Raw genomic sequence first — 4,194 nt, 5'->3', positions numbered from 1 at the left:
CGGGATCGATAAAGTGGGCCATCGTTCACTCATCATATTGAATTATAAATAATTATACCTCAATAGGCTGGCCCGTGAAAATCCGACAGACTGCTAGATTGGGATGTGGTCCGCCTTCCTCACCGCTCCTCCCCCCCCCGCCCGCAGCCGCCCAACCGGGTTGATGTGCCTGCAATATGTCTGACAGGGGGCGACGCTGGCCAAATCCCTGGTCGTGGCCATGATAGAAGCCCAAGGCTACTTCAGGGTATCTCCAGCACAAATAACCATCGCCGGTATCAAAATCCACCAGCCACAGTCCGGAAACGACCACGCCTAGCCTTTCCATCTTGTTAATCCAGCGCTGAACAATCTCTTCGTAGCGGTCCTCGTGCCGGGTCAATGCCGCGCGGCTCTCCATGCCGGCGCGCATGGACTCCAATACTGGAGCCAATTCGTCGTGCGCCTGGGCGGTAATAAAACGCAGCAGAGGGAAAATGGCCTCTGCCTCGTGCAGGGAGAACACCCTTGCCTGGCCGGGTCGTTGGATGGCGAAGATCGCATCACCATGTCCGTGTGGTCCGTCTGAATCAGGCACGGGAAGACCTCCGTCGATATAAATCGCGTAGCTCCTGAATGCCGAGCCACCATCCACCCATAAGGTATAAGACGGCAGCGAGAATCACCAGGCCGAGCACCCGTAACAGCCGTCCCCAGAGGGGCAGCGACAGCCAAAGGGCAGCATCTCCCCGCAACCACAGCAAGACGATCCCCATGAGTAGGGCCAACCCTGCGGTTTTTAACAGGAAGACCTCCCAGCCCGGCTGTGCCTGATAAACCCCGTCGCGGTGCAGACGACGCCAGAGCATAAAGGCATTGACCAGAGCCGCCGTACTGGTCGCCAGAGCCAGACCCAGTTGCTGCAACGGCCAGGCCAGGATAAGACTGATACCCATGTTGACGGCGACGCTGATCATGCCGAAACGCACCGGTGTGCGCGTGTTCTGATGGGCGTAGAAGGCAGGGGCGAGTACCCGTGCCGCAATGATCGGCAGGATACCGAGGCCATAACCTATCAGGCTCAAGGCGCTTTGCCGGGCATCTTCTGCCGTGTAGGCCCCATAACGAAACAGGCTGATCAGCAAGGGCTGCGCGAGAATGAGCAGACCGACGGTAGCAGGCAGGCCAATGAGCCAGGTCAGACGCAAGGCCCAGTCCAGCGTTTGCGGGAATTGCGGCGAGCGCTCTGCCGCCTGCCGGGAGAGCAGCGGCAGCACTACCGTCCCCAGCGCTACTCCAAAGACGCCCAAAGGAAACTCCACCAGACGATCGGAATAATACAGATAAGACACCACATTGCCCCCCACTAAAGAGGCGAGAATAGTGTTCAGAAACAAGTTAATCTGCGCTACCGATGCGCCAAAAGCCGCAGGCCCCATCAGCCGCAGTAATTTGCTCACGCCGGGGTCGCGGCGGCGCAGGCGCGGCCAGTGCAGATGCCCGACCCGCTTTAGTGCGGGCAGTTGAAAAAGTAACTGCACCACGCCGCCGATAAGCACGCCCCAGGCCACTGCTACGGCGGGTTGTTGCAGGTGCGGTGCCCAGAACACGGCTGCGGCGATGATGCTGAGATTCAGGAAGACCGGCGTAAAAGCAGGCACCGTAAAATGCCCGTAGGTATTGAGTACGCCGCCGGCTAGCGCTACCAGTGAAATAAAGAAAAGGTAGGGGAAGGTGATACGCAGCAGCTCTACGGTGAGGTGAAACTTGTCCGGATGGGCCGCGAAACCGGGCGCGATGGCATAGACAACGGCACTGGCACTCAGTATCCCAACGATGGTGACGACCGCCAGGGTAAGGGCCAGCCAGCCCGCCACGTCGGCGACAAAAGCCTGAGTCTCCTCGATAGAGCGTGTCGCCCGATATTCTCCCAGCACCGGGACGAATGACTGAGAAAATGCCCCCTCACCGAACAGGCGCCGGAACAAATTCGGGACACGGAAGGCGACGAAAAACGCGTCGGCCATTTCTCCCGCGCCAAAGAGCCGCGCCAGAATCACGTCGCGGGCAAAGCCCAACAGGCGTGACACCATGGTATTACTGCCCACCTTGAGCACGTTGCGCAGGGGGGGGCGACTGGTCATGAGCGCGAAGAATATAAGGGATCGGGATTCATCGGTGGATGATGGCACGCGAACAGAGTAACGCCAAGACGGCGGCCCTGATAGATATTCTCTATCCCGGCGTCAAAAAGCATTCCCTGGTAATCATCACATCAATTAAAACTTATGAAAAAAATAATTAATAGTGATTAGTGTTTATGATTTGCGGGCGCTATAGTCGTTCCATCGCTGCAGACGTAGCGATTGCGCCGGGGGCACCGGCGTCGGGCAACTGCATGGAGGTGGCATATGGCCGTCAAGACCTATAACGCGGGTGTGAAGGATTACCGGAACACCTATTGGGAACCGGATTACAACGTCAAGGATACCGATATCCTTGCGGTCTTCAAAATTACTCCCCAGGCGGGCGTGGATCGTGAGGAAGCCGCTGCTGCGGTTGCCGCCGAATCTTCCACCGGTACCTGGACCACGGTGTGGACCGATCTCCTCACCGATCTCGACTACTACAAGGGGCGTGCGTACAGGATCGAAGACGTTCCTGGCGATGATACCTGTTTCTATGCGTTCATCGCTTACCCCATCGACCTGTTCGAAGAAGGTTCCGTGGTCAACGTCTTCACCTCGCTGGTTGGTAACGTCTTCGGCTTCAAGGCGGTGCGTGCGCTGCGCCTGGAAGACGTCCGTTTCCCCATTGCCTACGTCAAAACCTGCGGTGGGCCACCCCACGGGATTCAGGTCGAACGCGACATCATGAACAAGTATGGTCGTCCATTGCTGGGCTGCACCATCAAGCCCAAGCTGGGTTTGTCGGCCAAGAACTATGGTCGCGCCTGCTATGAAGGTCTGCGTGGTGGACTCGACTTCACTAAAGACGACGAGAACGTCAACAGCCAGCCTTTCATGCGCTGGAGGCAGCGTTTCGACTTCGTCATGGAAGCCATCCAAAAGGCCGAGGCTGAGACCGGCGAGCGTAAGGGGCACTACCTGAATGTTACCGCCCCGACTCCGGAGGAAATGTACAAGCGTGCGGAGTACGCCAAGGAAATCGGCGCACCCATCATCATGCACGACTACATCACCGGCGGCTTCTGCGCCAACACGGGTCTGGCCAACTGGTGTCGCGACAATGGCATGCTCCTGCATATTCACCGCGCCATGCATGCGGTGCTCGACCGTAACCCCCATCACGGCATCCACTTCCGTGTGCTGACCAAGATTCTCCGTCTGTCTGGCGGCGATCATCTGCACTCCGGTACGGTGGTAGGCAAGCTCGAAGGCGACCGCGAGGCGACCCTGGGCTGGATCGACATCATGCGGGATAGTTTCATCAAGGAAGATCGCAGCCGCGGTATTTTCTTCGACCAGGACTGGGGCTCCATGCCGGGTGTGATGCCGGTCGCTTCTGGCGGTATCCACGTTTGGCACATGCCGGCGCTGGTCACCATCTTTGGTGATGATTCGGTGTTGCAGTTCGGTGGCGGCACCCTGGGTCACCCTTGGGGCAATGCGGCCGGCGCTGCTGCCAACCGTGTCGCGCTGGAAGCCTGTGTGGAAGCCCGCAACCGTGGTGTGGCTATTGAGAAGGAAGGCAAGGCTGTGCTCACCGAGGCCGCCAAGCATTCTCCCGAACTCAAGATTGCCATGGAAACGTGGAAAGAGATCAAGTTCGAGTTTGATACGGTCGACAAGCTGGACGTTGCCCACAAATAAGCAGGTTTATCGTGTACCCCTGGCGGGGGTGCTTGGATCCCCGCACCGGTGGGCACGTCTTGATGCCTAGGAGCTTTTTATGAGTGAAGTGCAAGATTATAAATCCCGTCTCTCCGATCCGGCGAGCCGGAAGTTCGAGACACTGTCTTACCTGCCCGCCCTGACCGCGGAGCAGATCCGTCAACAGGTTGCGTACATTGTTTCCAAGGGCTGGAATCCGGCGGTAGAACATACCGAGCCGGAAAACGCCTTCGGCAACTATTGGTATATGTGGAAGTTGCCCATGTTCGGCGAAACCGACGTGGACACTATCCTGAAAGAAGCGGAAGCGTGCCATAAGGCGAATCCCCATAACCACGTCCGTATCGTCGGCTATGACAAC

Annotated in this window: 4 protein-coding genes; 2 read left to right on the top strand and 2 right to left on the bottom strand. The window is 58.0% G+C overall.

All coding sequences use genetic code 11. From position 1 onward, the window contains the following. Positions 1–52: 52 nt before the first annotated feature. A complete protein-coding gene (locus AC2VNK_RS04970; protein ID WP_486883040.1) occupies positions 53–577 on the bottom strand; it encodes a DUF2203 family protein in 525 nt (174 codons plus the stop codon). Continuing rightward, the gene (gene murJ / locus AC2VNK_RS04965; protein WP_486883039.1) at positions 570–2,123 is read right to left on the bottom strand and encodes a murein biosynthesis integral membrane protein MurJ; all 1,554 of its coding nucleotides are present in this window, start codon (positions 2,121–2,123) and stop codon (positions 570–572) included. The genes AC2VNK_RS04970 and murJ overlap by 8 nt, the downstream gene beginning before the upstream one ends. A gap of 267 nt (positions 2,124–2,390) precedes the next feature. Here murJ and AC2VNK_RS04960 point away from each other — a divergent pair, with 267 nt between their 5' ends. Together AC2VNK_RS04960 and AC2VNK_RS04955 are read left to right on the top strand one after the other, a co-directional pair. Then, positions 2,391–3,812 carry a form I ribulose bisphosphate carboxylase large subunit gene (locus tag AC2VNK_RS04960; RefSeq protein WP_291522071.1) on the top strand — a complete coding sequence of 474 codons (1,422 nt, stop codon included), beginning with the start codon at positions 2,391–2,393 and terminating at the stop codon, positions 3,810–3,812. A gap of 79 nt (positions 3,813–3,891) precedes the next feature. Further along, the coding region (locus AC2VNK_RS04955) for a ribulose bisphosphate carboxylase small subunit (protein ID WP_486883038.1) at positions 3,892–4,194 on the top strand (303 nt) is incomplete at its 3' end.

It is taken from the genome of Acidithiobacillus sp. TH-A35, assembly GCF_057473505.1.
This window is presented reverse-complemented; position numbering and strand designations above follow the sequence as displayed.